At 64.5% G+C, this 24,839-nt stretch carries 21 protein-coding genes and 2 pseudogenes; 17 read left to right on the forward strand and 6 right to left on the reverse strand.

Annotation, left to right across the window (positions count from 1 at the left end; genetic code table 11):
• Positions 1-2 precede the first annotated feature (2 nt).
• The gene (locus tag JJC00_RS10515; RefSeq protein WP_200472498.1) at positions 3-755 is read left to right on the forward strand and encodes a GntR family transcriptional regulator; all 753 of its coding nucleotides are present in this window, start codon (positions 3-5) and stop codon (positions 753-755) included.
• 7 nt (positions 756-762) lie between these two features.
• Positions 763-1,743, forward strand: coding sequence for a PDR/VanB family oxidoreductase (locus JJC00_RS10520; RefSeq protein ID WP_200472499.1), 981 nt, complete (start codon positions 763-765; stop codon positions 1,741-1,743).
• Between the two features lie 6 nt (positions 1,744-1,749).
• Here JJC00_RS10520 and JJC00_RS10525 read toward each other — a convergent pair whose 3' ends face one another.
• Both JJC00_RS10525 and JJC00_RS10530 read right to left on the reverse strand, forming a co-directional pair.
• A complete protein-coding gene (locus JJC00_RS10525; protein ID WP_200472500.1) occupies positions 1,750-3,711 on the reverse strand; it encodes a putative bifunctional diguanylate cyclase/phosphodiesterase in 1,962 nt (653 codons plus the stop codon).
• Between the two features lie 229 nt (positions 3,712-3,940).
• Positions 3,941-4,306, reverse strand: a complete 366-nt coding sequence (locus JJC00_RS10530; protein WP_200472501.1) for a nuclear transport factor 2 family protein — start codon at positions 4,304-4,306, stop codon at positions 3,941-3,943.
• 182 nt (positions 4,307-4,488) lie between these two features.
• On the opposite strand from JJC00_RS10530, the gene JJC00_RS10535 reads away from it, so the two are divergent.
• From JJC00_RS10535 to hemC, 3 genes are all read left to right on the forward strand, one after another.
• The gene (locus tag JJC00_RS10535; protein WP_200472502.1) at positions 4,489-5,079 is read left to right on the forward strand and encodes a TetR/AcrR family transcriptional regulator; all 591 of its coding nucleotides are present in this window, start codon (positions 4,489-4,491) and stop codon (positions 5,077-5,079) included.
• A 151-nt stretch (positions 5,080-5,230) separates the two neighbouring features.
• Positions 5,231-6,856: a GMC family oxidoreductase gene (locus JJC00_RS10540; RefSeq protein ID WP_200472503.1), complete on the forward strand. Its 1,626-nt coding sequence runs from the start codon at positions 5,231-5,233 to the stop codon at positions 6,854-6,856.
• 102 nt (positions 6,857-6,958) lie between these two features.
• Positions 6,959-7,939, forward strand: coding sequence for a hydroxymethylbilane synthase (hemC, locus tag JJC00_RS10545; protein WP_200472504.1), 981 nt, complete (start codon positions 6,959-6,961; stop codon positions 7,937-7,939).
• Positions 7,940-8,074: 135 nt separating this feature from the next.
• Here the strand turns inward: hemC and JJC00_RS10550 are convergent, their stop codons facing one another.
• A complete protein-coding gene (locus JJC00_RS10550) occupies positions 8,075-9,820 on the reverse strand; it encodes a winged helix-turn-helix domain-containing tetratricopeptide repeat protein (protein ID WP_200472505.1) in 1,746 nt (581 codons plus the stop codon).
• A gap of 137 nt (positions 9,821-9,957) precedes the next feature.
• On the opposite strand from JJC00_RS10550, the gene JJC00_RS10555 reads away from it, so the two are divergent.
• Positions 9,958-11,628, forward strand: coding sequence for an amidohydrolase (locus JJC00_RS10555; RefSeq protein ID WP_200472506.1), 1,671 nt, complete (start codon positions 9,958-9,960; stop codon positions 11,626-11,628).
• A 15-nt stretch (positions 11,629-11,643) separates the two neighbouring features.
• A pseudogene (locus JJC00_RS10560) lies at positions 11,644-12,004 on the forward strand (hydroxymethylbilane synthase); the annotation flags it as partial.
• A gap of 180 nt (positions 12,005-12,184) precedes the next feature.
• Here JJC00_RS10560 and hemE read toward each other — a convergent pair.
• Positions 12,185-13,219 carry a uroporphyrinogen decarboxylase gene (gene hemE / locus JJC00_RS10565; RefSeq protein WP_200472507.1) on the reverse strand — a complete coding sequence of 345 codons (1,035 nt, stop codon included), beginning with the start codon at positions 13,217-13,219 and terminating at the stop codon, positions 12,185-12,187.
• Positions 13,220-13,330: 111 nt separating this feature from the next.
• Here hemE and JJC00_RS10570 point away from each other — a divergent pair, with 111 nt between their 5' ends.
• Both JJC00_RS10570 and JJC00_RS10575 read left to right on the forward strand, forming a co-directional pair.
• Complete coding sequence (locus JJC00_RS10570; RefSeq protein ID WP_200472508.1) at positions 13,331-13,546, forward strand: hypothetical protein; 216 nt, start codon at positions 13,331-13,333, stop codon at positions 13,544-13,546.
• A 166-nt stretch (positions 13,547-13,712) separates the two neighbouring features.
• Positions 13,713-15,614 (forward strand): diguanylate cyclase, encoded by a 1,902-nt coding sequence (locus JJC00_RS10575; RefSeq protein ID WP_200472509.1) that lies wholly within the window; start codon positions 13,713-13,715, stop codon positions 15,612-15,614.
• Positions 15,615-15,620: 6 nt separating this feature from the next.
• On the opposite strand, the gene JJC00_RS10580 is transcribed toward JJC00_RS10575, so the two are convergent.
• Positions 15,621-15,839 (reverse strand): SlyX family protein, encoded by a 219-nt coding sequence (locus JJC00_RS10580; protein WP_200472510.1) that lies wholly within the window; start codon positions 15,837-15,839, stop codon positions 15,621-15,623.
• A pseudogene (locus JJC00_RS10585) lies at positions 15,832-16,596 on the reverse strand (rhodanese-related sulfurtransferase); the annotation flags it as partial. The gene JJC00_RS10580 and the pseudogene JJC00_RS10585, both read right to left, overlap by 8 nt.
• Before the next feature lie 183 nt (positions 16,597-16,779).
• On the opposite strand from JJC00_RS10585, the gene ggt reads away from it, so the two are divergent.
• From ggt to JJC00_RS10625, 8 genes are all read left to right on the forward strand, one after another.
• Positions 16,780-18,366: a gamma-glutamyltransferase gene (gene ggt, locus JJC00_RS10590; protein WP_200472511.1), complete on the forward strand. Its 1,587-nt coding sequence runs from the start codon at positions 16,780-16,782 to the stop codon at positions 18,364-18,366.
• 169 nt (positions 18,367-18,535) lie between these two features.
• Positions 18,536-19,150, forward strand: a complete 615-nt coding sequence (locus tag JJC00_RS10595) for a (2Fe-2S)-binding protein (protein ID WP_200472512.1) — start codon at positions 18,536-18,538, stop codon at positions 19,148-19,150.
• A 43-nt stretch (positions 19,151-19,193) separates the two neighbouring features.
• The gene (locus tag JJC00_RS10600; RefSeq protein WP_246774169.1) at positions 19,194-20,171 is read left to right on the forward strand and encodes an FAD binding domain-containing protein; all 978 of its coding nucleotides are present in this window, start codon (positions 19,194-19,196) and stop codon (positions 20,169-20,171) included.
• Between the two features lie 2 nt (positions 20,172-20,173).
• A complete protein-coding gene (locus JJC00_RS10605; RefSeq protein ID WP_200472514.1) occupies positions 20,174-22,465 on the forward strand; it encodes a xanthine dehydrogenase family protein molybdopterin-binding subunit in 2,292 nt (763 codons plus the stop codon).
• Positions 22,466-22,525: 60 nt separating this feature from the next.
• Positions 22,526-22,990 (forward strand): FKBP-type peptidyl-prolyl cis-trans isomerase, encoded by a 465-nt coding sequence (locus JJC00_RS10610; RefSeq protein ID WP_200472515.1) that lies wholly within the window; start codon positions 22,526-22,528, stop codon positions 22,988-22,990.
• A 221-nt stretch (positions 22,991-23,211) separates the two neighbouring features.
• Positions 23,212-23,727 (forward strand): cupin domain-containing protein, encoded by a 516-nt coding sequence (locus tag JJC00_RS10615; RefSeq protein WP_200472516.1) that lies wholly within the window; start codon positions 23,212-23,214, stop codon positions 23,725-23,727.
• Between the two features lie 130 nt (positions 23,728-23,857).
• Positions 23,858-24,286 carry a VOC family protein gene (locus tag JJC00_RS10620; RefSeq protein WP_200472517.1) on the forward strand — a complete coding sequence of 143 codons (429 nt, stop codon included), beginning with the start codon at positions 23,858-23,860 and terminating at the stop codon, positions 24,284-24,286.
• Positions 24,287-24,312: 26 nt separating this feature from the next.
• Positions 24,313-24,801: a VOC family protein gene (locus JJC00_RS10625; protein ID WP_200472518.1), complete on the forward strand. Its 489-nt coding sequence runs from the start codon at positions 24,313-24,315 to the stop codon at positions 24,799-24,801.
• Positions 24,802-24,839 lie beyond the last annotated feature (38 nt).

Consider the following 24,839-nt stretch of genomic DNA (forward strand, 5'->3'; position numbering starts at 1 on the left):
TCATGGCCGAGCGCGAGGTCGACCGCTCCGTCTCGCAAACCGTGAAGGCGCAACTCGCGCTGCGCGACCAGATCCTGTCGGGCGCCTTGCGTCCGGGCGAGCGCATCTCCGAGCTTCAGGCGGTGGAGACCACGGGCGCCTCGCGCACGCCAGTGCGCATGGCGTTGGTGCGGCTGGAGGAGGAGGGCCTCCTGGAGGCGATCCCCTCCGGCGGCTTCATGGTGAAGGCGTTTTCGGAGCGCGACATCTCCGATTCCATCGAGCTGCGCGGCACGCTGGAAGGCCTCGCCGCGCGCTTCGCCGCCGAGCGCGGCGTCTCCGCGCGCGAGCTCGAGCCGCTGAAGGAATGCCTGGCTGCGATCGACGAGCTGCTGCGCCAGGTGCCGATCTCGATCGAAGCGTTCTCGTCCTATGTCGCGCTGAACGCGCGTTTCCACGCGCTGCTGACCGAATTGTCGCGCAGCCCGCCGCTGGTGCGGCAGATCGACCGCGCCTCGGCGCTGCCGTTCGCCTCGCCCAGCGCTTTTGTGATGGCGCAGTCGGCGCTCCCCGAGGCGCAGCAGATCCTGATCATCGGGCAGGAGCATCATCGCGTCGTGATCGACGCCATCGAGAACCGCGAGGGGGGGCGCGCCGAAGCCGTGATGCGCGAGCACGCGCGGCTTGCGGTGCGCAATCTGCGGCTCGCGCTGCGTAACCGCACCCATCTCGACCTCTTGCCGGCGCTCGCGCTGATCAAGACCGCAACCGATTGAGGGCACCATGCGCTTCATCGAAACCTGGATTCCGGCCACGCTCGTCTCGACGCGCGATCTTGCGCCCGGCATCCGCGAATTCCTGATCCGGCCCGACCAGTTCGACGGCGCCGCCTATCCGGTCGGCAGCCACATCAATGTCGGCGTGACCATCGCTGGCCAGCCCGAGACGCGCTCATATTCGCTGGTCGGCGAAGCCTCGTCACAAGGCTTCAGGATCGCGGTACGTCGCGCCGAGGACTCCCGCGGCGGCTCGCGCTACATGTGGCAGCTCGCACCGGGCGCGCGGCTCGACATCACGAGGCCAACCTCGCTCGTCGCGGTCGATTGGACGCGCGAAACCTACTGCCTGATCGCCGGCGGCATCGGCATCACCCCGATCATCGGCGCCGCGCAGGCGCTGGCGCGCCGAGGCGCCGACGTCACGCTGCACTACGCCGTGCGCGGGCGCGCTGATGCGGCCTATCTCGATGATCTCGCGAACCTGCTCGGTGACCGCCTGGTCGTCCATGCCAGCGACGAAGACAAGCGACTGGATCTCGACACGCTGTTCGCCTCATTGCGGAAAGGCACGCTGGCGCTGTTCTGCGGCCCGATGCGCATGCTCGATGCCGCGCGCCATGCCTGGATCGGCGCAGGCCATCCGCTCGCCGATCTCCGCTATGAGACCTTCGGCTCCAGCGGCACGCTGCCGACAGAGACGTTTCGCGTGCGCCTGAAGGGCTCCGATGTCGAACTCGAAATTCCGCGCGAGCGTTCGATGCTGGATGTCCTCAACGCCAGCGGTCACGAGGTGATGTACGACTGCAAGCGCGGCGAATGCGGCCTCTGTGCCATCGACGTCGTCGCTGTCGACGGCGAGATCGACCATCGCGACGTCTTCTTCAGCGACCATCAGAAGCAAGGTAACGAAAAGATCTGCGCCTGCGTCTCCCGCGCGCGAGGGACCATCACGGTGGACACGCTGCTGCGGGCGGATGCGGTTTGAGCGCGCCTACGCCGCGAAAATCGCCCGAAGCTTCTTCGAATTGAGTAGCGCCTGCACGCCCTCCGCCGACACTGGCCGGCCGATCAGATAACCCTGCACTTCGTCGCAACTGATCTGCCTGAGATATTCGAGCTGGTCGGCGGTCTCGACGCCTTCGGCGACGACGTCGATGTTGAGGTCGCGCGCCAGCGAGATCACCGATTTCACGATCGCGGCGCAGTCCGGCTGCACCAGCATGTCGCGGATGAAGGACTGGTCGATCTTGATGCGGCTGAACGGCAGTTTGCGCAAATAGGTCAGCGACGAGAAGCCGGTGCCGAAATCGTCCAGCGCCACCGTGGCACCGAGCTCCAGCAGCGCGTTCAGGATCGACGCGGCGGAGCCGTATTTCGACAGCAGCATCGATTCCGTGATCTCGATCTCGAGCCGGTGCGGCGCGACCTGGGCGTCGGCCAGCGCCTGCACGACGGTCTCGAGGATGCCGGTGTTGTGAAACTGCGCCGCCGAGAAATTCACTGCGACCCGGATGTCCTCCGGCCAGTCTGCCAGCGTTGCGCAGGCGCGGCGGATGACCCATTCGCCGATCTCGTGGATCAGCCCGGTCTCTTCCGCGATCGGAATGAACTCGCTCGGCGGAACCAGCCCGCGCGAGGGATGCTGCCAGCGCAGCAGGGCCTCGAAGCCGGTGATGCGGTTTTCGTCGAGATCGAGGAACGGCTGGAACACCAGAAACAGCTCGTTGCGGGTGAGGGCGCCAGCGAGGTCCGTCTGCAACGCCTTGCGGTCGCGCGAGGCCTTGTCGTCGGCTTCCTCGAAGAAGCAGACCGTGCCCGGTCCGGCCTTCTTGGCGCGATACAGCGCGGCATCGGCGTTCTTCATGATGTCGAGCGGCGTGTTGCCGTCGCGCGGCGCCAGCACGATACCGACGCTGGTGGCGCCGACGAACTCGCGGCCTTCGATTAGGAACGGCTCGGTGAAGGCCGCGACGAAACGCTCGGCGATTTCGAGCGCATCTTCCGATCGTGCCAGATTGGCCATCACCAGCGCGAACTCGTCGCCGCCGATACGCGCGACATGCTCGGCCGCACGGGTGCAGCGCTGCAAGCGGCTTGCGACCTGGACCAGGAATTCGTCGCCGGCGGGATGGCCGAACCTGTCATTGACCTCCTTGAAGCGATCGAGGTCGAGCAGCAGCACGGCGAACTCCTCGCCGGACAGCGCGAGGCGCTTGAACGCGCCGTCGAGCGTCTCGTTGAAGGCGACGCGGTTGGGCAGCTGCGTCAGCGGATCCTGCCGCACCGTGCGCTCCGCCTCGATCTGCCGCATCACGCGGCGCGCGAAGGCGATCGAATTCACGAACACGCCGCGCAGCAGAACGCTGCCATAGACCACGACAAGGAAAGCGATCAGCAGGAAGGCGAGGTCGCCGTTTCGGCTGAGACAGATGGCGATGCCGACGAAGATGGGGGCGGTGAACGCGATGGCGGCGATCGGGATGGTGGCAAAGGCGAGCGCGCCGCCAGCCAGCATGCCCGAGCACAAACAGGTAATGACAAGCTGTCCGCCGGTCGAAGCGTTCGCGAAGAAGGCGACGGGGACGATGCCCCAGGCGGTGCCGAGCACGAAGGCGTTGCGCACCAGCCGGTGCATCGCCCGGCGCGAGACGAATTGCGGCTTTGTGATCCGGCGCGAGGCATGGGATTGCAGGCCGAACGCGATCGCGGCGCCGGCGACAGCGACCGCCCAGATCAGGGCGGGTATCCGGTCCGGTGTCGGCCATAGCGCAATGGCAAGCACGGTGGCGTTGCAGGCATTGGCGAGCATGATGCCGACGGAATAGCCGAGCACCAGCGACATCTGTTCGGCGCGGATATGGCCGGCGACGGCTTCGTCGGTTGCGGGACCGCCAAAGGCTGACAGATCGCCGGCAAACAACCGCGCGACATAATTGGTCAGTTGAGTCCGCATTCGAGAGCCTGCAGCAGCATGGGCCGTTTGTCCGGCTCGATCGGAAGAATTCGCCGCAAACCTTTGACGAACTATGAATTATCCCCGATTGACGCGGTCACCGCGACCACTTCTGCGTGTTTGGCCGAGAGTATCGATAACAAATCGATACAAATGCGGCGCTCCGCGTTACGGCTGCAACGCTGGCCGAATGTTCGCTATCACCTCCGCTGTCCGTCGCGGAAGTGCTTTAGCGCCCCAGCTGCTTCGGGTCGTAATAGAACCGCTCCTCGATCAGCTGATCGCCGCGCCAAGTCTGCCACGCGATCTCGTCCAGCGTTCGCGTGACGCCCTCGGCGTTCGTGAAACTGAAGGTCCAGCGCGTCGCGACATGATCGCCCTCGATCAGGCTCGGCCCGACGCGGACGGCCTTGATCTCCTTGGAGGCCGCCAGCACGCCGCGCTCTTTGGCGACGAGCTTGTCGCGGCCGATCGTCGGGGCGGCGTTGTTCTCGTAAGTTACGGCATCGGGCGTGTAGAATTGCTCGATCGCGCCGACGAAATCCCCGTCCTCCAGGCGCTTCGCAAAGGCTTCGGCGACGTCCCGGCTCGGCATGGCGCACCTTTCGATTAAAACAGACTGTTGGTCGGTAAATACCGACTGATAGTCGAAAAGTCAACTGGCCGCGTGACGCGAATTCGATTAGAGCGGGGTGAGTTTGAATCGATGCGAGCCAAGAACCCGGAACACCTCTCCCGCTGGTGGGGCCCGCTGGGGAGAGGTGGAGAAGAGACGACATGGCGAAACAGGCGGAGCGGCGGGCGGCGACGACAGAGGCGATCCTGACGGCGGCCCGCCGGTTGTTCGGGACGCAAAGCTTTGCCGCGACGACGATGGACGAGATAGCGGAAGCCGCCGGCATCGCCAAGGGCGCGGTCTATCATCACTTCAAGACCAAGGAGGCGGTGTTCGAAGCGGTGTTCGACCTGGTCTCGCGTGATCTCGTCGTCGAGATCGACAGTGCCGCGCGCGCCGAGAAGGACGTGCTGGCCGCGATGGTCGCCGGCACCCAGCATTATTTTGCCGCGACCGCCAAAGGCCCGACCGGCCAGATCATCCTGCGCGACGGTCCGGCCGTGCTCGGCTGGGAGCGCTGGCGCGAGATCGACGCCAGGCATTTTGGTGGCAAGCTGCCGCGCGCGCTCTCGATGGCGATGGAGGCCGGCTTGATCGCGCGGCAGCCGGTCGAGCCGCTGGCGCGGTTGCTGCTCGGTGCCGTGACCGAGGCCGCGGTCGCCTGCGCCGGGCGCGCCGATATCGCAAGGGCGGGTGCGGAATATGCCCGTGCGTTCAAGTCGCTGGTCGAGGCGCTGCGTCTGCGCGCATGATTGTGCTAAAGCGTTTTCGAGCGAAGTGGATACCGGTTCGCGTCAAGAAAACGCGTCAAAACGAGAATCTGGAGCCCCGTTCCGATTCTATCGGAACGGGACTCCAGTGACGAACCGGAAACGCCCACACCAACAAGAAGAAGCGTAGCGCATGAACGCAAATTCCGCCCTCGCGCCGTCAGATCCCGAGTTCGACTACATCATCGTCGGCGCCGGCTCTGCCGGCTGCGTGCTTGCCAACCGCCTGTCGGCCAACGGCAAGCACAGCGTGCTGCTGCTCGAAGCCGGCCCTAAGGATTCCAACATCTGGATCCACGTGCCGCTCGGCTACGGAAAGCTGTTCAAGGAGAAGACCCTCAACTGGATGTACCAGACCGAGCCGGAGCCCGAGCTGAAGGGGCGGCAGGTGTTCCAGCCGCGTGGAAAAACGCTGGGCGGATCGAGCTCGATCAACGGCCTGCTTTATGTCCGCGGCCAGCACGAGGATTACGATCGCTGGCGTCAGCACGGCAATGCCGGATGGGGTTATGACGACGTGCTGCCTTACTTCAAGAAGGCGGAGAACCAGACACGCGGCGCCGATCAATATCACGGGACCGGCGGACCGCTGCCGGTCTCCAACATGGTCGTGACCGATCCGCTGTCGAAAGCCTTTATCGACGCCGCCGTCGAAAATGGCTTACCCTACAATCCCGATTTCAACGGCGCCACGCAGGAAGGCGTCGGCCTGTTCCAGACCACGACGCGCAACGGCCGCCGCGCCTCGACGGCGGTGGCCTATCTCGGCCCGGCGAAGACGCGCAGCAATCTCAAGGTCGAGACCGAGGCGCTCGGCCAGCGCGTGCTGTTCGAGGGCCGCCGCGCGGTCGGCGTCGAATACCGGCAAGGCGCAACCGTGCGCCGTGCGCGGGCGCGGACGGAGATCGTGCTGTCGAGCGGCGCCTACAACTCGCCGCAGCTGTTGCAGCTCTCCGGCGTCGGGCCTGCCGATCTCCTGCGCAAGCACGGCATCGACGTCGTGCTGGATGCCCAAGGCGTCGGCCACGATCTCCAGGACCACATGCAGGTCCGCATCGTGATGCGCTGCTCGCGGAAGATCACGCTCAACGACACCGTCAACCATCCGCTCCGCCGTACGCTGGCCGGCGCGCGCTATGCGCTGTTCCGGAAAGGCTGGCTGACGATCGCGGCCGGCACGGCGGGCGCGTTCTTCAAGACCAATCCACGGCTGGCCTCGCCCGACATCCAGGTGCATTTTCTGCCGTTCTCGACCGACAAGATGGGCGAGAGGCTGCACGATTTTTCCGGTTTCACCGCGTCGGTGTGCCAGCTCCGGCCCGAAAGCCGCGGCTCCTTGCGCATCCGGGGCGCGGACCCGACGGTGCCGCCGGAGATCCGCATCAACTACATGTCCACCGAGACCGACCGCACCACCAACGTCGAGGGCCTCAAGATCCTGCGCAAGATCTTGAATGCGCCGGCGCTGAAGCCGTTCGTGGTCAGTGAATACGATCCCGGGGCGAAGGTATCCACGGACGCCGAGCTGCTGGATTATTGCCGCGAGCGCGGCAGCACCATCTACCATCCGACCTCGACCTGTCGTATGGGCAATGATGCGCTCGCGGTGGTGGACCAGCGGCTGAAGGTGCGGGGGCTCGAAGCCTTGCGTGTCGTCGACGGTTCGATCATGCCGGATCTCGTCTCGGGGAACACCAACGCGCCGATCATCATGATCGCGGAGAAGGCGTCCGATATGATATTGGAGGATGCGCGGTAGAGCATGATCCGGACCCGGAGGGCCGCGTTAGCGCAAAGTGGGAACCGGTTTTCCGATAAGATCATGCTCAGATAAGACGACGCGCATTGAAAGGACCAGGACTTGGTTACGCGATTCAAGATCGGCACCCGCAAGAGCGCGATGGCGCTGGCACAGACGGACGAGATTGCGCGCCGCTTGACCGCCGCCATGCCTGATCTCGATGTCGAGATCGTCAAGTTCGACACCACGGGCGATCTCGACCAGACCAGCAAGCTGTTGCCCCATGGCGGCAAGGGCGGCGCCTTCGTCGCGCAGATCCGCGCCGCGGTGCTGTCGGGCGAACTCCAGGCGGCGATGCATTCGCTGAAGGACATGCCGGGCAACGAGGACACGCCGGGCCTCGTCATCGGCGCCACGCTGTCGCGCGATCCGCCGGGTGACGCGCTGGTGCTGCGCGACGGCGTCACGCTGGAAGCGCTGCGCCGGTCGCGCGGCAAGGGTTTCAAGATCGGCACCAACGCCGTCCGCCGCGCGGCCTATGCGCGACGGTTGTTTCCCGATGTCGAAGTCATCCACTTCCGCGGCGCCGCCGACACGCGCGTGCGAAAGCTCGACAATGGCGAGATGCAGCGTTTGCCGGAGGGCGGCGCGGTCGGGCCGGCGGATGCGCTGATCATGGCGCGCTCGGGTCTTGATCGCGTCGGTCTTTCCAGCCGCATCGCCTACGAGTTCACCGCGGCCGAAATGCTGCCCGCAGCGGGCCAGGGCATCGTCGCGGTCGAATGTGCGGCGCAGGACTGGCAAACGCGAAAAATCCTGTCATCGATCGACGATCCCGCGGCACACGCCTGCGCCGATGCCGAACGCGAAGTGCTGTGGGTGCTGAACGGCCACTGCAACTCGCCGGTGGCGGGTTTCTCGACCATATCAGGCGATCAGATGTCGCTTGCGGCGTCCGTGCTCGACCTCTCCGGCAACACCATCATCGAAGCCTCCCGCGCAGGCCCCGCCAATCGCCCGCGTGAGCTCGGCCGTGCGGTCGGTCTGGATCTGCTGGACAAGGGCGCCGCCGAGATCATCGCGCGCAGCCGGCCGCGTTAGAACGCGACCTCGGCAACCGGTACGTAGGGCGGGATCCACATTGGCGCAGAACCGGAAGTCGCCACGACCAGCGGTCACCAGGCATAGCTCGTCGCAGTACATTGTAATCCTCCGTGGAGCGACCGTATTGAGCGCTCACCGTTCCAGCATTCCCGCCTTGCGCAGCCCACTCCTAAATCGCTGATGGAATTGCAGGAACGCAGCGTTGTCGTCCGGGACGTAGTCCCACTGCGCAACCGTCCGGGTGCGTGTACCACTGAGCGCAAGGTACTGCGCCAGCGTCGCGCGTGCTTCCGTATCTTGCCCCGTTAAGGCGAGTTCTGACGTTAGCGCGGCAAGAATGACCGGCGTTTCGGGAGATGCGGCTGCCGCCCGGCGCAGCCACACCAGTGCCTCTTCATCCTGGCCCATCATGAAGTAAGCCCAGCCCTTGAACAGCAGGAATATCGACGTCTCCGGATCGCGTGGGCTCAGACGAATTCCGCGGTCGACGTAGGCGAGCATCTGGTCGGGCTGAGCGAGAAAGAAGCTGAGGCTGGCCAGAAGCCTGTAGGCGCCGACGTAGCTTGGGTTCAGCGCCAAACAGCGTTCGGCGGCTGCGATGCCGTCGCGCACGCGGTGTCTGCCGGCGAATACATTGGCTTTGGCGCAATGGGCCGCATAGTAGCCAGGGTCAATCTCGAGCGCTCTGGAAACCAGGGAATTGGCTTGCTCCAGATCGGCTTCCGGGTCTGGGCTCTGCACGCGCGAGACGCGCGAGCCATAATAGGTCGCGAGCCGCACCAGCGCACGAACGTTGCGGGGGTCGATGCGAAGGGCGCGCTCGCATAGGTCGAGACTGGGCTTTGCCGCTTCGCCTGTGAGACGGTAGGAGGAGGCCTCGCACTGCATCGCCAGATCCTCGGCGTCCAGGTTCGATACAGCTTCGTTCGTGGAGCGACGGACATCTGCCTGCACCAGTTGGCCCAGCAGCGCGCTGGCGAGCCGCGCGACGATCTCATCCTGTGTCCGGAGGAGATCGGCGCGATTCACATCGAAGCGGTCCGACCACAGCGTAGTCAGGGCCTCCGTATCGACCAGTCTCGTATTGATGCGTACCGACCCGTCACTTCGAAGCACGCTGCCCTCGAGTGCGTAGCGCACGCCAAAATCCCGACCGATCTGTTTGATGTCGACGGTCCGGCCCTTCAAAGTGAGAGCGCTACCGGCGGAAATGACCGTCGAACCGCGCAGCAGCGACAGTGCCCTCGTGAGATCCTCGGTAATGACGTCTCCAAGGTAGTCCTGCCCTGGATCATTACTCAGATTGGCGAAAGGAAGCACGACCAACGACAACCGTGGTGGGGACGTCGTTTGGTGCTGCCAAAAGACGCCGTACCAGGCCATCCCCGCAATGGCGAGAATAGCGACCAATGCCGGGAACGCCGTCCTCCACCGCCATGTCCGGCCATCGTTCTCCTCGCGAGGCGTCACTTCCACAGGTGACGGAACGACGGAGTTATCGTCGAGCCGCGTTACCGGTCCGGCAAAGACGTAGCCGCGCTTGGATACGGTTTTGATCAACTTCTGGTCGGTATCCCCGAGCGCGGCCCGTGCCTCGCTCACGCAACGGGTCAGCGAATCCTCGGTCACCACGACGTCGGGCCAGATTTTTGACAGCAGTTCGTCCTTTGTGACGAGGCGGCCGGCGTGGCTAACCAGATACTGCAGCAACGCGAAGCTCTTCGGCCGCAGTGAAACCTCCGTGCCGTTTCGGCACAGGCAGCCGAGGGTGACATCAAGCGTCGATTCGCCGATCAGGTACCGATCTGCCGACATCGAGATCTTGCCCCTTCCGGACCGAACTCGGCCAAAAGGCCGCCGGTCGGCATTCTTCAGCATTGCTTCGGCAATTCTTCAGCGTTCCTTCGGGACGCGCAAGGCTTGCAGCGGTCAAACAAAGGCTTGCGGCGGTCAAATATGTCCATCGGCGTGGGTCAAACCAAAACGGCCCCAACTCGTGCCAGCGGAGGGATTTCATGAGGATGTCGCCTATCAATGGCCGGATTGGCCGCCTTGCGGGATGTACCGGGATTGTTGCGGTGCTCCTTGTCGGCTCGGCCGCGCTCGCCGAACCGCAGGTGCTGCTGGTCAATGCCAAGGTGTTCACGGCCGATCCAACATTGCCTTACGCCCAGGCCGTTGCAGTCGAGGGCGGTCGCATCCTTGCCGTCGGCAGTAACGAAGCAGTTCGCGCGTTGGCCGGACCGGACACCCGCATCATCGACGCTGGCGGCCGTTTGGTCACACCCGGCCTGATCGAAGCGCATGTCCATCTCGGAACCGAGCTGCCGACGCCGCCGCTCGCGATGCCGAACTTGCCATTTCCAGGGCCGACCCCCGAGCAAGCCTTGGCCGTGTTGGAGGAGGCCGCGAGGACGCGCAGGGACTGGATCACTGCCTATGTCGGGCCTCTTGTCGCGCGTGATCGCCGCAACTGGCGCAAGGCCTTGGACACCGTAGCGCCCGAAACGCCTGTGTTTCTCAGAGGCTCATGGGGCGCGCATACTAGCATCCTCAACAGCGAAGGTCTGAGACGGCTCGGCATTGCCGAGGACACCGCCGATCCCCTTGGCGGCTGGTGGGGTCGGGACGAAAGCGGCCGTCTGGACGGGCGGGCCTATGAGGCGGCCGAAACGATGACGCCGCTCATTCGCCCCGCCACTGCCGAACGACTGGCCATGTCGTTCGGCGAAGCGCAAAAACGCTATGCGCGCTGGGGCGTCACATCGATCCACCTGATGAATAATGACAAGTCGCTGGCGGTGACGCTCGCGGCCCTTGCCACGGCGAAGCCGCTGCAAAAATGGACGGTCTATTCGTGGGGCACCTGGCAAACACAACGCATTCCCGACGCCTGGGCCGTCATCGATGCCGCTGTAAAACAAGCGCCGGCCAAGGTGCGCGTCGAAGGACCGAAGTGGATGCTGGACGGAACACCGATCGAACAGAATTCCTTCCAGCGTGCGGCCTACAATGGGCGTCCCGGATGGCGCGGACGATCGAATTTCACCGACCAACAACTGCGCGAGATATTGCAACTTGCCTTGGAGCGACCGACGCAACTGGCACTGCACGTGGTCGGCGACGCCGAATCCGACCGCCTGCTGAATTTGATGGAGCAACTGGCGCCCGCTTCAACCTGGCGAGCCAAGCGGGTACGTATCGAACATGGCGACGGCATCGGGCCTGATGCATTCCAACGCGTGGCAGGTCTCGGCCTGGCCGTGATCCAGAACCCGACCCACCTTGCACCGCCGCCGATCGAAGGTAAGAAAATGCTCGATCACGATCTGGTGCTGAAGAGCTTCATTAATGCCGGTATTCCGTTGGCGCTCGGTTCCGACGCCGGGCCGAAAGAGCAAAATCCGTTCCTCAATTTGATGCTGGCCGTTCTTGGACCGGGAGATCGTGCCGAGGCGTTGACGCGGGAACAGGCGCTGACGGCCTATACCGCCGGCGGCGCATATGCCGAAGGCGAGGAGCAACGCAAAGGAAGGCTCGCGCCCGGTTTTTCCGCCGATATCGCCGTACTCTCCCAGGATGTCCTAACGATTCCGGCGCCACAACTGCCCGCCACGACCAGCTTGCTGACGATGGTGGACGGCGAAGTGATTTTCACAGATGCGATGTTCGCAACCTCAAACTAGTCGGCAAGTCGACTTGAGATGTTGCCGGCCAGCGGGGCAGGGCATCGTCGCGGTCGAATGTGCGGCGCAGGACTGGCAAACGCGAAAAATCCTGTCATCGATCGACGATCCCGCGGCACACGCCTGCGCCGATGCCGAACGCGAAGTGCTGTGGGTGCTGAACGGCCACTGCAACTCGCCGGTGGCGGGTTTCTCGACCATATCAGGCGATCAGATGTCGCTTGCGGCGTCCGTGCTCGACCTCTCCGGCAACACCATCATCGAAGCCTCCCGCGCAGGCCCCGCCAATCGCCCGCGCGAGCTCGGCCGTGCGGTCGGTCTGGATCTGCTGGACAAGGGCGCCGCCGAGATCATCGCGCGCAGCCGGCCGCGCTAGGCCTGACTGCGAAGTCACGATCGTCGGGATGATGCCATCGTGCTCCTGTTTTGCCCGACGTGTCAAATGTCAGTGCGACAGCCACTCAACCCGCGCGGTGCGAAATCCTTCAATGATTTCTACTGTGCATGGGGTTGTTTTCGCGGTTTTGTTTCTGCCCCCTGAGGGAGCGCAACTTTTTTAGCCCCGCACGCGCTTGAGCATCTGCTCGACATGGGCGATCGGCGTCTCCGGCTGGATGCCGTGGCCGAGATTGAAGATGAAGCGGCCTTGCGCAAAATTCGCCAGCACATCGTCGACCGCGCGGTCGAGCGCTGAGCCGCCCGTGATCAGCGCCAGCGGATCGAGATTGCCTTGCACAGCGACGCGGCTCTGCACGCGCTCACGGATGAACGCCGGCTCCGCGGTCCAATCGATGCTGACGGCGTTGACGCCGGTCTCTTCGACGTAGCCGGGCAATTGCGCACCGGCGCCGCGGGGGAAGCCGATGATCTTGGCATCCGGCACTTTCGCGCGCACGCCCTCGACGATGCGGCGGGTCGGCTCGGTTGACCAGCGCGCGAACTCGGCCGGCGGCAGCACGCCGGCCCAGGTGTCGAAAATTTGCAAGGCATTGGCGCCCGCTTCGAGCTGCGCCAACAAGTAGGCGATCGAGTTGTCGACCAGCACGTCGATGATTTTCGCGAACGCCTCCGGATGCCGGTAGGCCATCATCCGCGCCGGCGCCTGGTCCGGCGTGCCGTGGCCCGCGACCATGTAGGTCGCAACCGTCCACGGCGCGCCGCAAAAGCCGATCAGCGCGATTTTTGGATCGAGCGCGCCGCGCACGATCCTGAGCGCGTCGAACACCGGCTTGAGCTTGCCAAAGTCAGCCTGCGCGGCGAGCGTTGCGACCTTGGCCGGATCATCCAGCGGCTCCAGCCGCGGACCTTCGCCGACCTCGAAGCGCACCGAGCGGCCGAGCGCGTAGGGGATTACCAGGATGTCGGAGAAGATGATCGCCGCGTCGAAGCCGAACCGGCGGATCGGTTGCAGCGTGACCTCGGCGGCAAGCTCCGGATTGAAGCAGAGATCGAGGAAGCCGCCGGCCTTGGCGCGCACCTCGCGATACTCAGGCAGATAGCGGCCGGCCTGCCGCATCATCCACATGGGCGGGACGGCTTGCCGCTGGCCGGAGAGCACGTCGATGAAGGGCTTTGTCGCAGACTGGGGCACGAACGATCCTGATGCAGATTGGAGTTCCTGATACACCGTGCGCGGCCCGAGCGGAACAGGGGAACCAGCGCAAATGCGCAGCGTTGACCCGCCAAATGGAGGAGGAATTCCATGGCTCAGAGATTCAATCCCGCGCCGCATGACAAGCACGCCGACAATCCGCGCGAGGCGCTCGCGGCCGACCGCCACGCCAAGCTGGATACCGGGTTGGAAGATACCTTCCCCGCCTCCGATCCCGTGAGCGCCACGCAGCCGACGCCGTCGAAGGCCGACGCGGATGCCGACAATCCCTCGCTCTGGGAGAAGGTCAAGTCGATCTTCAGCTAGGGGCCGCCGGTTTCCGATAGGCTTGATAAGACCTTGTTAGCGATCTGCGGAAGCTCCGGTCCGTAGGAGTACGGGAAAACCCGCAGATAAATGCGAATCCCGGCAGGCGCTTCAGGGTTCAATAAGAGAAGCGGCAGAGTTTCCCCGGACTGGAGAATTCTGCCGCATGAACGTCGCCTCACACAGAGCCGGATGGAGCCGCCTGCCGTTGCGTGCGGCGGCGTTCGTCGTGTTCACCTGCGTAGCGATCCTCGGCGTCAGTGGCTGGCGCGAATGGGCCGCGCGGGATGCGGTGCTCAAGGGCGCTGAAACCGAGATGGCGAACGTCGCCCGCTCGCTGACGCAGCATGCCGAGGACAGCCTCGATCTCCTGGATTCCGGCGTTGTCGGCGTCGTCAGCCGGCTGGAGATGGATGGCGCCGACCCCACCACGATCGCGAAGCTGCGCAACCTCCTGGACGCGCGCAAGAAGGCGGTGGAGCGCGTCCACAGCCTCGCCATCATCGACGACCAGGGCAATTGGCTGACCTCGCCAGGCACGATCGCCTCGAGCCTCAGCGACGACACGTTCTTCCGCCACCACCAGCTCTCGCCTAAGCGCGAGGCCTATGTCGGCCGACCCGTGAAGAGCCTCGTCGACGGCGAATGGGTCGTCACTCTCTCGCGCCGCTTCAACAAGCCGGACGGCAGCTTCGGCGGCGTGGTGCTCGCGGCGATCGGCTCGAGATATCTCTCGCATTTCTACGAGCAGTTCGAGATCGGCCGCAATAGCTCCGTGACGTTGATGTCCGGCGACGGCATGATCATCGCGCGCAATCCGAACAACGAGACATTCGTCGGTCGCAGTATCGGCGACGCTCCGCTGTTCCGCGACGCCAGCCTGCAACGGCCGAGCGGTGCCTATCATTTCAAGTCGCTGCTGGACGGCGCCGAGCGCGTCAGCTTCTTCAAGCGCAGCGGCCGCTATCCGCTCGTGCTGCTCGCAACCGTCGACAAGGACGAGTTGCTCGCGCCGTGGCGGGCTGCTGCGATCTCCCGCATGCTCTACGTGGTCGCGCTGGTGATGCTGATCGCGGTCATCGGCGCGGTGCTGGTGCGGCAGTTGCAGCGTGGCCAGCGTATGGCGGCGGCGCTGATCGAGAAGGAGTCGCATTTCCGCCTGCTCGCCGAAGGCTCCAGCGACATGGTCACCCGCATCGGGCTCGACGAGCGGCTGCGCTACGTTTCGCCATCGTCCAATCGCGTTGTCGGCTGGCGCCCCAATCAGCTCATCGGCACCGACGCGCTCGCTGGCATCCATCCGGAGGACCGGCCGCATGTGCAGGCCATTGTCGATGCCATGAAGCGCGGCGATACGGACGAAGCGCGCGTCACCTACCGCAACGTGCACCGGCAGAAGTCCGAGGTCTGGCTGGAATCGACCATGCGCGTCACGCGCAAGGACAACGGCAATGTCGACGGCGTGGTCGCGATCTCGCGCGACATCTCCGAGCAGAAGAAGCTGGAGACCCGGCTCGAGACGCTCGCGATCGAGGACAGCCTCACCGGGCTTGCCAACCGCCGCCGCTTCGACGAGCGGCTCAGGGAAGAATGGGCGCGCGCCTATCGCGACCGCTCCAGCCTCGGCCTCTTGATGATCGACGTCGATCACTTCAAGGCCTACAACGACGAATACGGCCATCCCGCCGGCGACGCCTGCCTGCGCGTGGTTGCAAAGATCATCGCGGCCGAGATGCAGCGGGTCGGCGATCTCGCGGCGCGTTACGGCGGCGAGGAATTCGCCATGCTGCTGCCGAACACCGATGCCGCCGGCTGTGCCCGGATCGGCGAGCGGATTCGCAGCGCCGTCCACGATGCAGGTCTGGTCCATGCCTCAAATCCGACGGCGGCATGCGTCACCGTCTCGGTCGGTGGGGCGGCCTGCCGGCCGTCGTTCGAGCGCACCGCGGGCGCGGGATCGCTGGTGGAATCCGCCGACCGGGCGCTCTACGCCGCCAAGGACGCGGGCCGCGACCGGCTGATGATGTCGGGCGAGGTCATGAACCTGCTGAAGGCATCCGGCCAGTAAGTCTGCTCAGTAGTGTGGCGGAGGCTCGTTGGCAGGGCCCGGCGCATTCGCTTCGGCCTCCTGCAATCGCTCATTGAGCTGCGCGAGCTGCCGCGTCAGCACATCGATCTGCTTCCACTGCGCGGTGATGGTCTGGTTCAGCGTATCGATGGTGTCGTCCTGATAGGCAAGACGGGTCTCCAGTGTGTCGATGCGCTCGGCGAGCGCCCTGATCTCGTTCGTCACGTATCGCGTCCTTGTCCAGCTCGCGCAAACCAAGTTCTTGCAAACCATGGCCGAGCGCCACGCGCTCGTCGAACACAAAACATTCGCCGCGCCAGCGGCTCTGCGCCTCCGGCACCTGTTCCAGATATTTGAGGATGCCGCCCTTGAGGTGGTAGACCTCGGCGAAGCCGCGCGCCAGCAGATGCGCGCTCGCCTTCTCGCAGCGGATACCACCGGTGCAGAACATCGCGATCTTGCGATGTTTCGCGGGATCGAGCTGCTCTGCCGCAAAATCCTTGAACTGGCCAAAGCTCTTGATGTCAGGATCGACCGCGCCCTCGAACGTCCCCATCGCCACCTCGAAGGCGTTGCGGGTGTCGAGCACCAGCGTGTCGGGTGAGGCGATCAGCGCGTTCCATTCGGCGGCCTCGACATAGGTCCCGACCTGACGAGTCGGATCGGCGGCCGCATCGCCGAGCGTGACGATCTCCTTCTTCAGCCGCACCTTGAGCCGGCCGAACGGCATCGCTTCCGCGGTCGAGCATTTCAGCTCGAGATTGTTGAGCCGGCCCCCGAACATGGCGCCTTGCGCGAGCTCGTGGGCAAAGGCGTCAATCGCCTCGCCCGCGCCCGCAATCGTCCCGTTGATGCCCTCCTGGGCCAGCAGCACGCTGCCCTTCAGGGACAGCCCGGCACAGAGCGCGCGCAGCGGCTCGCGCAGTTCGCGGTAATCGGGCAGGGCAGCGAATTGGTAGAAGGCGCAGACCTTGTAAGTCATGCGCCCCTTTAGCAGGCGGCCGGCGCCCGGAAAACCCGCAACCGACAGCTCTATTCCCAGCGAATGGCAGCCATTTCCCTGGTATGCCAGCATTGCCCGGGCGGCCCTGAATGTGTCATGAAGGCCCGATTTTTTCCGAGACGGCGCGTCCTCTGCGCCCACGGTCTGAGAAAGCAAAACTCGATGAGAAACTTCCATTTCCCCGGCAGGTCCACGGTCCACGCCACCAACGCGATGGTGGCGACCTCGCATCCGCAGGCATCCCTTGCCGCGATCGAGGTGCTGCGCGAGGGCGGCACGGCGGTGGACGCGGCGGTGGCGGGTTCGGCCCTGCTCGGCGTGATCGAGCCCCAATCGACCGGCATCGGCGGCGATTGCTTTGCGCTGATTCAGCCGCGCGGCGAGGGCAAGATCATCGCCTATAACGGCTCCGGCCGGGCGCCGCAGGCGGCCAACGCCGACTGGTATCTTGAGCGCAAGATCAATTCCGTGCCGCTGACCTCGGCGCATGCGGTTTCGATCCCCGGCGTGATCGACTGCTTCGCGACCGTGCTGCGCGACCACGGCAAGCTCGGCTTCGACCGGCTGCTCCAGCCCGCGATCAAGGCGGCGGAGGAAGGCTACGTCGTCGCCCCCCGCATCGCGTTCGACTGGAAGAACCAGTTCGAGAAGCTGAAGGGCGGCACCAACACCGTGCGTTACCTGTTGCCGGGCGGCAAGCCGCCGGTGGCCGGCGACGTCATCCGCCAGGCCGAGCTCGGCAAGACGCTGCGTGCCATCGCCAAGGACGGCCGCGACGCCTTTTACAAAGGCGCGATCGCGGAGGACATGATCGAGACCCTGCGTGGGATCGGCGGCCTGCACACGCTCGACGATTTCGCCGCGCACACGACCGAGACGACGACGCCGATCGGCACCATGTACAAGGGCTACGACGTCTGGCAGTGCCCGCCGAACGGGCCGGGCCTCACCGCCCTGCTGATGCTCAACATCCTGTCGCGGTTCGACCTGACCAAGTACGCGCCGCTCAGCGTCGAGCGATTCCATCTCGAGGCGGAAGCCGCGCGCATCGCCTACATGCATCGCGAGCTGCATGTCGCCGATCCCAATCACATGCAGGTCGAGGTCTCCAATCTCCTCGCCAAGGAATTCTGCGACGAGCACATCGCGAAAATCCGCATGGACGGCATGCTCGACCTGCCGAACGTCGCGCCGCCGATGAATCCATCGACCATCTACATCACGGTCGTGGACAAGGATCGCAACGTCTGCTCGTTCATCAACTCGATCGCGCATTCCTTCGGTTCGGCGATCGTCTCGAACAAGACCGGCGTGCTGTTCCAGAACCGCGCCGGCGGCTTCCGCATCCAGCCGGGTCATCCGAACTGCATCGAAGGCGGCAAGCGTCCGCTGCACACGATCATGCCGAGCCTGCTCACCAAGGGCGGCCGCTCGGTGATGCCGTTCGCGGTGATGGGCGGTCAGTATCAGCCGGTCGGCCAGACCCGTGTCGTGACCAACATTCTCGACTACGGATGCGACGTGCAGGAGGCGATCGATATGCCGCGCGGCCTGCACTACGAGGGCCAGTACCAGCTCGAGGACAGCGTGCCGGCCGATATCGTCGAGGGCCTCAAGAAGCTCGGTCACAAGACCACCAGCGTGGTCGGCCCGCTCGGCGGCGCCCAGGCGATCTGGATCGACTGGGACAAGGGCACGCTCACCGGCGGTTCCGATCCGCGCAAGGATGGCTGCGCGCTCGGCTATTGATCTTCGTGGGAACAAGTTCCCGCGCCAATCAGCAAAAGTTGACGATGGGACGACGCGACTTCTGCTGCGTCGCCCCGTCCCGTTCGGAACGGAGCTCGCGGCCCAAAGTTGAGGGGCGATAAGCGGTGCAGGCGTGCGCTGCTTTCCTTGCAAGCAGCGGAGGCCGCTTATGTCCAACGCTTCAGGTTCCCCACCCTCCGGATTCCACCGGCGTGCTTTCATCGCAGGCGCTGCCGGCAGCGCGCTCGTTCCGATGACCGCGCGAGCCGCCACGCAAGATGCGAGCGCACCAGCCCCGCAGGATCCGGCGCTTCCCGTCGACGTTACGCTGCGGGTGAACGGCAAGGACAAGCGCCTGAGCCTCGACGCGCGCACCACCGTGCTGGATGCGCTGCGTGAGCATCTCAAGCTCACCGGCAGCAAGAAGGGCTGCGATCACGGCCAGTGCGGCGCCTGCACGGTGTTGATCGGCGATCGCCGGGTGGTGTCGTGCCTGACGCTCGCGCTCGCGGCCGAAGGGCAGGAGATCACGACCATCGAAGGACTCGCCACCGACGACCGCCTGCATCCGATGCAGCAGGCCTTCGTCGACAACGATGCCTTCCAGTGCGGCTATTGCACGCCAGGCCAGATCATGTCGGCGATTGCCTGCGTGAAGGAGGGACATGCCGGCACCGACGCCGATATCCGCGAGTACATGAGCGGCAACATCTGCCGCTGCGCGGCCTATCCCAACATCGTCGCCGCGGTGAAGCAGGCAGCGCCGGAGATCATGAAAGGTTAGGTGCATGCGACCGTTTTCATATCAGAGGGCGACAGACCCGGGCATGGCCGTGCAGACGCTCAGCGCCGCCGCGGCTGCCAACAATCCACTGACGCAGGCCAATGCACAGCCGCTCGCCGGCGGCACCACGCTGATCGATCTGATGAAGCTGGACGTGATGCGGCCCGCCGCGATCGTCGACATCAATCCGCTGGCGCGAGGCTGGTCGGCGATCGATCCGGGAGCCGACAATTTGCGGCTGGGCGCGCTTGCGAAGATGTCTGATGTCGCCGCGCATGACGAAATTCAGCGCAACTATCCGGTCATCGCCAACTCCCTGAAGCTTGCCGCCAGCGCCCAGCTTCGCAACATGGCCACGCTCGGCGGCAATGTGATGCAGCGGACCCGCTGCAGCTATTTTCGTGATGTTTCCTACGAGAATTGCAACAAGCGTAATCCCGGCTCGGGCTGTGCCGCGATGGATGGCGTCAACCGCATGCATGCGGTGCTCGGCACTTCCGACCAGTGCATCGCGACCTATCCCGGCGATCTTGCCCAGGCGCTGATCGCGCTGGACGCCACGGTCGAGATCACCGGCAGATCCGGGACCCGCGGCATGCCGTTCGCGGAGCTGCACAAGGCGCCTGGCAATACGCCCGAGATCGAGACCGTGCTTCAGCCGGGCGAGCTGATCTCCGCCTTCGTCATTCGCGGCCGCTGGCCGCGCTCGGTTTACCTGAAGGCGCGCGACCGGCAGTCCTATGAATTCGCGCTGTCCTCGGCTGCGGTCGCGCTCGACGTGCAGGACGGCACGATCCGGGATGCGCGTGTCGCGCTTGGCGGTGTCGCCACGGTGCCCTGGCGCGCGCGAGAGGCGGAAGCGCTGCTCAAGGGGCAAAAGTTCGATGACGGTCTGGCACAGCGTGTCGCCGATGCCGCCTTTGCGGACGCGAAGGGGCGCCAACACAACAGCTTCAAGATCGCGCTCGGCAAGCGCGTGGTGGCACGCGCGCTGCAGCAGGCCGTAACGATGGAGATCTGACCATGACCGTAGCTGCTCCCGATCCGAAGGCGAATATGGGCCAGCCGGCGCCGCGCTATGATGCAGCAGCAAAAGTCACGGGGCGGGCGACCTACGGGTCCGATATGCCGCTGGACAATCCGGCCTATGCGTTCCTGGTCACCAGCGCGATTGCCAGGGGCCGCATCAACAGTTTTGATCTCGACGATGCCAGACACGTCCGTGGCGTGATCGATATCGTCACGCACGAGAATGCGCCGAAGCTGAAGGAATCAAAGCTCTTCAGCAATGGCGGCTACGCCGGGACCACGATCCAGCCATTGAAGTCGGCCGACATCGCGCATGACGGCGAGATCATCGCCGTGGTCGTTGCGGAAAGCTACGAGGCGGCGCGCGAGGCCGCTAACCGCGTCAAGGTCAGCTACTCAGCCATAGCCCCGAGCGCGAGCTTCGATTCGCCAGGAACGACGAAAGCCGCCGCGAAAGGCCAGAACGCGCAGTTCAAGGAGGACCCGCAGGTCGGCGATTTCGCCAAGGCGTTTGAGGAGGCGGAGGTGAAGATCACCGCTTCCTATGACACGCCGACGCAGCACCACAATCCGATGGAGCTGTTTTCAACGAGCTGCGCCTGGATGGGCGACAATCTCGTCATCTATGAGCCCAGCCAATATGTGTACGGCCTGAAGAACGGCGTGGCCGAGCAGCTCGGCATCGACGCCGACAAGGTGAGGGTGGTCAATCCCTATGTCGGCGGCGGTTTCGGCTCGCGCGGCTCGATGACGCCGCGCACCGCCATCATCGCCGGCATCGCGAAGCGGCTGAACCGGCCGATCAAGCTGGTCCCGACGCGCGACCAGGGTTTTACCATTGCCACCTATCGCGCCGAGACTCGGCACGAGATCAAGCTCGGCGCTGGCCGGGACGGCAAGCTGGTCGCCCTCAGGCACGAGGGCGCCGAGGTGTCTTCGCGCGCTGATGCCTATTGCGTCGGAGGCACCAAGACCACGACGCGGCTCTATGCCTGCCCCAATGTCGACAGCCTCGTATCGATCGTGCGCGCCGACCGCAACACGCCGGGCTTCATGCGTTCGCCGCCGGAGGTGCCGTATCTGTTCGCGCTGGAGAGCGCGATGGACGAGCTTGCCGTGAAGCTCAACATGGATCCGATCGAGCTCCGTCGCATCAACGACACCACCAATGAGCCGATCGGCGGCAAGCCCTACACGACGCGGTCGCTGATGGCATGCTTCGACGAGGCCGCCAAAGCCTTTGGCTGGGGGCAGCGCTCGGCCGCGCCGAAATCGATGTCCGATGGTGACTGGCTGATCGGCTATGGCTGCGCGGCCACCTGCTATCCGACGCAGATGGGGCCTGCAGCGGCGCGCGTTCGCTTGCAGCGTGACGGCCGCACCCGCGTCGAAATCGCCGGTCATGAGATCGGCACCGGTGCCTACACGATTCTGGCGCAGACCGCAGCCGAGCGGCTTGGCGTGCCGCTGGAGAAGGTCGCGGTCTTCATCGGCGACAGCGACTTGCCGCCGGGACCCGTCGCCGGTGGATCGAATTCGACGGCCAGCACCTGTTCGGCAGTGATGATGGTGTGCGACCAGATACGCCAGCGGCTGTTCAAGGCGGTAATGCCGGGCGACACCCTCACAGACAAGGCGAAGGAAACGATAGGCCTCAGTCAGGCGCCGACGACGCAGGCGGCGAGGAGTGACCGTCCGCTCGACATCGAGAAGGCGTTCGACGCGCTCGGCGCCGGCGTGGTCGAGGAATACGGCGAATGGAAGCCGGAAGGTGCGCCGCTGGATTCTTTCAAGGCCATGCATAGCGGCCACGTGCGTCTCGTTGGCGGCGCGGCGATGAAGGACAAGATCGCCTATGCCTTCGGTGCGGAGTTCGTCGAGGTCAGGGTCAACCGCTATACGCACGAGATTCGCGCGCCCCGCCTGGTCGGTGCGTTCGCGGCCGGTCGCATCATGAATCCGCGGACGACGCGCAGCCAGCTCATGGGCGGCCTGATCTGGGGAATGTCCTCGGCGCTGCTGGAGGCCACCGAGATCGACGAACGCACCGCGCGCTACGTCAACGACAATTTCGCGGATTATCTCGTGCCCGTGAATGCGGACGTGCCTGGTGTCGAGGTCATTCTGCTCTCCGAGCAGGACGATCATATCAACCCGGCCGGTGCAAAGGGCCTCGGTGAACTCGCCAATGTCGGCACCAACGCCGCGATCTGCAACGCGATCCATCACGCCACTGGCCAGCGCATCCGCAAGCTGCCGGTGCGGCTGGAAAATATCGAGGTCTGAGGGGTGGAAACGGCCTCGGCCTTGCGCTAGACACCTTCCGCCTCAAACGGAAGGTGTTCTATGCAGCGTTTTCAGCGCGCACTCCTCGCCATCATGTCGGCACTCGCGATCACTGTGATCGCCAGCGTGTCGACATTCGTCTCCACCACGGCATCGGCCCAGACCGCAGGAAAACCCATGACCACAGCTTCAGGCTTGCAGACCATCGACAGCGTCGTCGGCACCGGCGCTTCGCCGAAGCCCGGCCAGATCTGCGTGATGCACTATACCGGCTGGCTCTACGAGAATGGCCAGAAGGGCAAGAAATTCGATAGTTCCGTCGATCGCAACGAGCCGTTCGAATTCCCGATCGGCAAGGGCCGCGTCATCGCCGGCTGGGACGAGGGCGTGTCCACGATGAAGGTCGGCGGCAAGCGCACGCTGATCATCCCACCGCAGCTCGGCTACGGCGCGCGCGGCGCCGGTGGCGTGATCCCACCGAACGCGACGCTGATGTTCGACGTGGAATTGCTCGCGGTGAAGTGAGCAGACAACAAAAAGACCGGCCTCAGGGTCGGTCTTTTCGCTTTCAGTCGAACGCGCGCTACTCCGCCGCGCGACGTGCCGCTGCTACCCATGGAAACTCTCCTTCCAGATGGCTACAGCTAAAAACATTGGGCGACTATGAGAGTTCCGATTTTGGTGTGGCTTGCCGCGGTAGCTTTGGGTTAGTTTCACCGGCAAGGAACCAACAGAAAGCAAGTCCCATGACCGGCCATGACCACACGCATTCCCACCATGACCACGATCATCACGACGATCGCTGGAAACATGACGGCGTGCGCGTCATTCCCGGCAACCAGCTCGATACCAACGTGCCGTCGACGGCGGGCATGGACCGCGCGGCCGCGATCAATTTCGCACGCGTCGGCGCGCAGAAATTGTGGGCGGGCACCGTCAGCATCAAGCCCGACGCCAAGACCGGCGCGCATCATCACGGGCATCTCGAAAGCGTCATCTACGTCGTGAAGGGCAAGGCGCGGATGCGCTGGGGCGAGAGCCTGCAATTCACCGCAGAGGCGGGCCCGGGCGATTTCATTTTCGTGCCACCCTACGTGCCGCACCAGGAGATCAATGCCAGCCCGGACGAGGTGCTGGAATGCGTGCTGGTGCGCAGCGACGGCGAGGCGGTCGCGATCAATCTCGACATCGAGCCGGTCGAGAAGCCCGAGACCGTGCTGTGGGTCGATCCCATCCACCGGGATCCGAACGAGAAGAAGTAAGGCTGAAGACCGCGCGGGGGGCGGTGCGACAGAACCCCACAGCCGACGGTCGGAAAATATTTCGGAAGCCGGTGTCGGATGGCGGCCAAGCCGTCCGTCCTTGGGCAGAACCCCGCCCAAGGAGCTTCCGATGCCCAGGATGATTTTCCTCAATCTGCCGGTGACCGACCTCAAGCGTGCGACTGCCTTTTACGAGGCGATTGGCGCGACCAGGAATCCGCAATTCAGCGACGACACCGCGAGCTGCATGGTCTTTTCCGAGACCATTTTCGTGATGCTGACGACCCACGACAAATTCCGTCATTTCACGCCGAAGCCGATCGCGGATGCAAAGACCTCGAACCAGGCGTTGTTCTGCCTGTCCGCCGATAGCCGGAACGAGGTCGACGATATCGTCGGCAACGCCGAGGCTGCGGGCGGCGTGGCCGATCCCAGCCCGAAGGACGAATACAGCTTCATGTATGGCCGCAGCTTCGAGGATCCGGATGGTCATATGTGGGGTGTGAACTGGCTGGATATGGCAACGGTCCCCCCGAAGCCAGCAATGGCGAACGCCTGATCGAAAACTGAAGAGGAGCATTTACGATGTCCAACCTCGTGCCCTGCATGTGGTTCAATGGCGATGCCGAGGAAGCCGCAAAATTCTACGTCTCGCTGGTGCCGAATTCGGCGATCACGCACGTTCAGCACAATGTTTCGGACGGCCCGTCCGGCAAGGAAGGCTCGGTGCTCGTTGTCGAGTTCACGGTGGCCGGGCAGCCCCTGGTGGCGCTCAACGGCGGCATGAAGATGGAGTACACGCACGCGATCTCGCTGATGATCCATTGCGACGACCAGGCCCAGGTCGATAGCGTGTGGAATGCATTCCTGGCTCACGGTGGCAAGGCAGAGCAGTGCGGCTGGCTGAGGGATCGCTGGGGCGTGGCCTGGCAGGTCGTGCCGAAGGTGATGTTCGACTTCCTGTCGAGCCCTGACAAGGCCGCTGCCGCACGTGCGATGCAGGCCATGATGAAAATGGTGAAGCTTGATGTGGACGCCTTGCGACGTGCCTTCGAGGGCAAGTCGGCGGCGTGACGTCAGCAGAGGTGCCGCAGGGTGGTGCAAAGGCGCGA

It is taken from the genome of Bradyrhizobium diazoefficiens (assembly GCF_016616885.1).
In the GTDB taxonomy this organism is placed as follows: domain Bacteria; phylum Pseudomonadota; class Alphaproteobacteria; order Rhizobiales; family Xanthobacteraceae; genus Bradyrhizobium; species Bradyrhizobium diazoefficiens_F.

Bases quoted from the DNA above. Each gene is read 5' to 3' on its own strand.
- JJC00_RS10540 (WP_200472503.1), top strand. From the start codon at position 5,231: ATGAACGCAAATTCCGCCCTCGCGCCGTCAGATCCCGAGTTCGACTAC.
- JJC00_RS10520 (WP_200472499.1), top strand. From the start codon at position 763: ATGCGCTTCATCGAAACCTGGATTCCGGCCACGCTCGTCTCGACGCGC.
- JJC00_RS10525 (WP_200472500.1), bottom strand. From the start codon at position 3,711: ATGCGGACTCAACTGACCAATTATGTCGCGCGGTTGTTTGCCGGCGAT.
- JJC00_RS10605 (WP_200472514.1), top strand. From the start codon at position 20,174: ATGACCGTAGCTGCTCCCGATCCGAAGGCGAATATGGGCCAGCCGGCG.
- JJC00_RS10615 (WP_200472516.1), top strand. From the start codon at position 23,212: ATGACCGGCCATGACCACACGCATTCCCACCATGACCACGATCATCAC.
- JJC00_RS10550 (WP_200472505.1), bottom strand. From the start codon at position 9,820: ATGCTGAAGAATGCCGACCGGCGGCCTTTTGGCCGAGTTCGGTCCGGA.
- JJC00_RS10575 (WP_200472509.1), top strand. From the start codon at position 13,713: ATGAACGTCGCCTCACACAGAGCCGGATGGAGCCGCCTGCCGTTGCGT.
- JJC00_RS10595 (WP_200472512.1), top strand. From the start codon at position 18,536: ATGTCCAACGCTTCAGGTTCCCCACCCTCCGGATTCCACCGGCGTGCT.
- JJC00_RS10620 (WP_200472517.1), top strand. From the start codon at position 23,858: ATGCCCAGGATGATTTTCCTCAATCTGCCGGTGACCGACCTCAAGCGT.
- JJC00_RS10535 (WP_200472502.1), top strand. From the start codon at position 4,489: ATGGCGAAACAGGCGGAGCGGCGGGCGGCGACGACAGAGGCGATCCTG.
- JJC00_RS10600 (WP_246774169.1), top strand. From the start codon at position 19,194: ATGGCCGTGCAGACGCTCAGCGCCGCCGCGGCTGCCAACAATCCACTG.
- ggt (WP_200472511.1), top strand. From the start codon at position 16,780: ATGAGAAACTTCCATTTCCCCGGCAGGTCCACGGTCCACGCCACCAAC.
- JJC00_RS10530 (WP_200472501.1), bottom strand. From the start codon at position 4,306: ATGCCGAGCCGGGACGTCGCCGAAGCCTTTGCGAAGCGCCTGGAGGAC.
- JJC00_RS10515 (WP_200472498.1), top strand. From the start codon at position 3: ATGGCCGAGCGCGAGGTCGACCGCTCCGTCTCGCAAACCGTGAAGGCG.
- JJC00_RS10555 (WP_200472506.1), top strand. From the start codon at position 9,958: ATGAGGATGTCGCCTATCAATGGCCGGATTGGCCGCCTTGCGGGATGT.
- JJC00_RS10610 (WP_200472515.1), top strand. From the start codon at position 22,526: ATGCAGCGTTTTCAGCGCGCACTCCTCGCCATCATGTCGGCACTCGCG.
- JJC00_RS10570 (WP_200472508.1), top strand. From the start codon at position 13,331: ATGGCTCAGAGATTCAATCCCGCGCCGCATGACAAGCACGCCGACAAT.
- JJC00_RS10625 (WP_200472518.1), top strand. From the start codon at position 24,313: ATGTCCAACCTCGTGCCCTGCATGTGGTTCAATGGCGATGCCGAGGAA.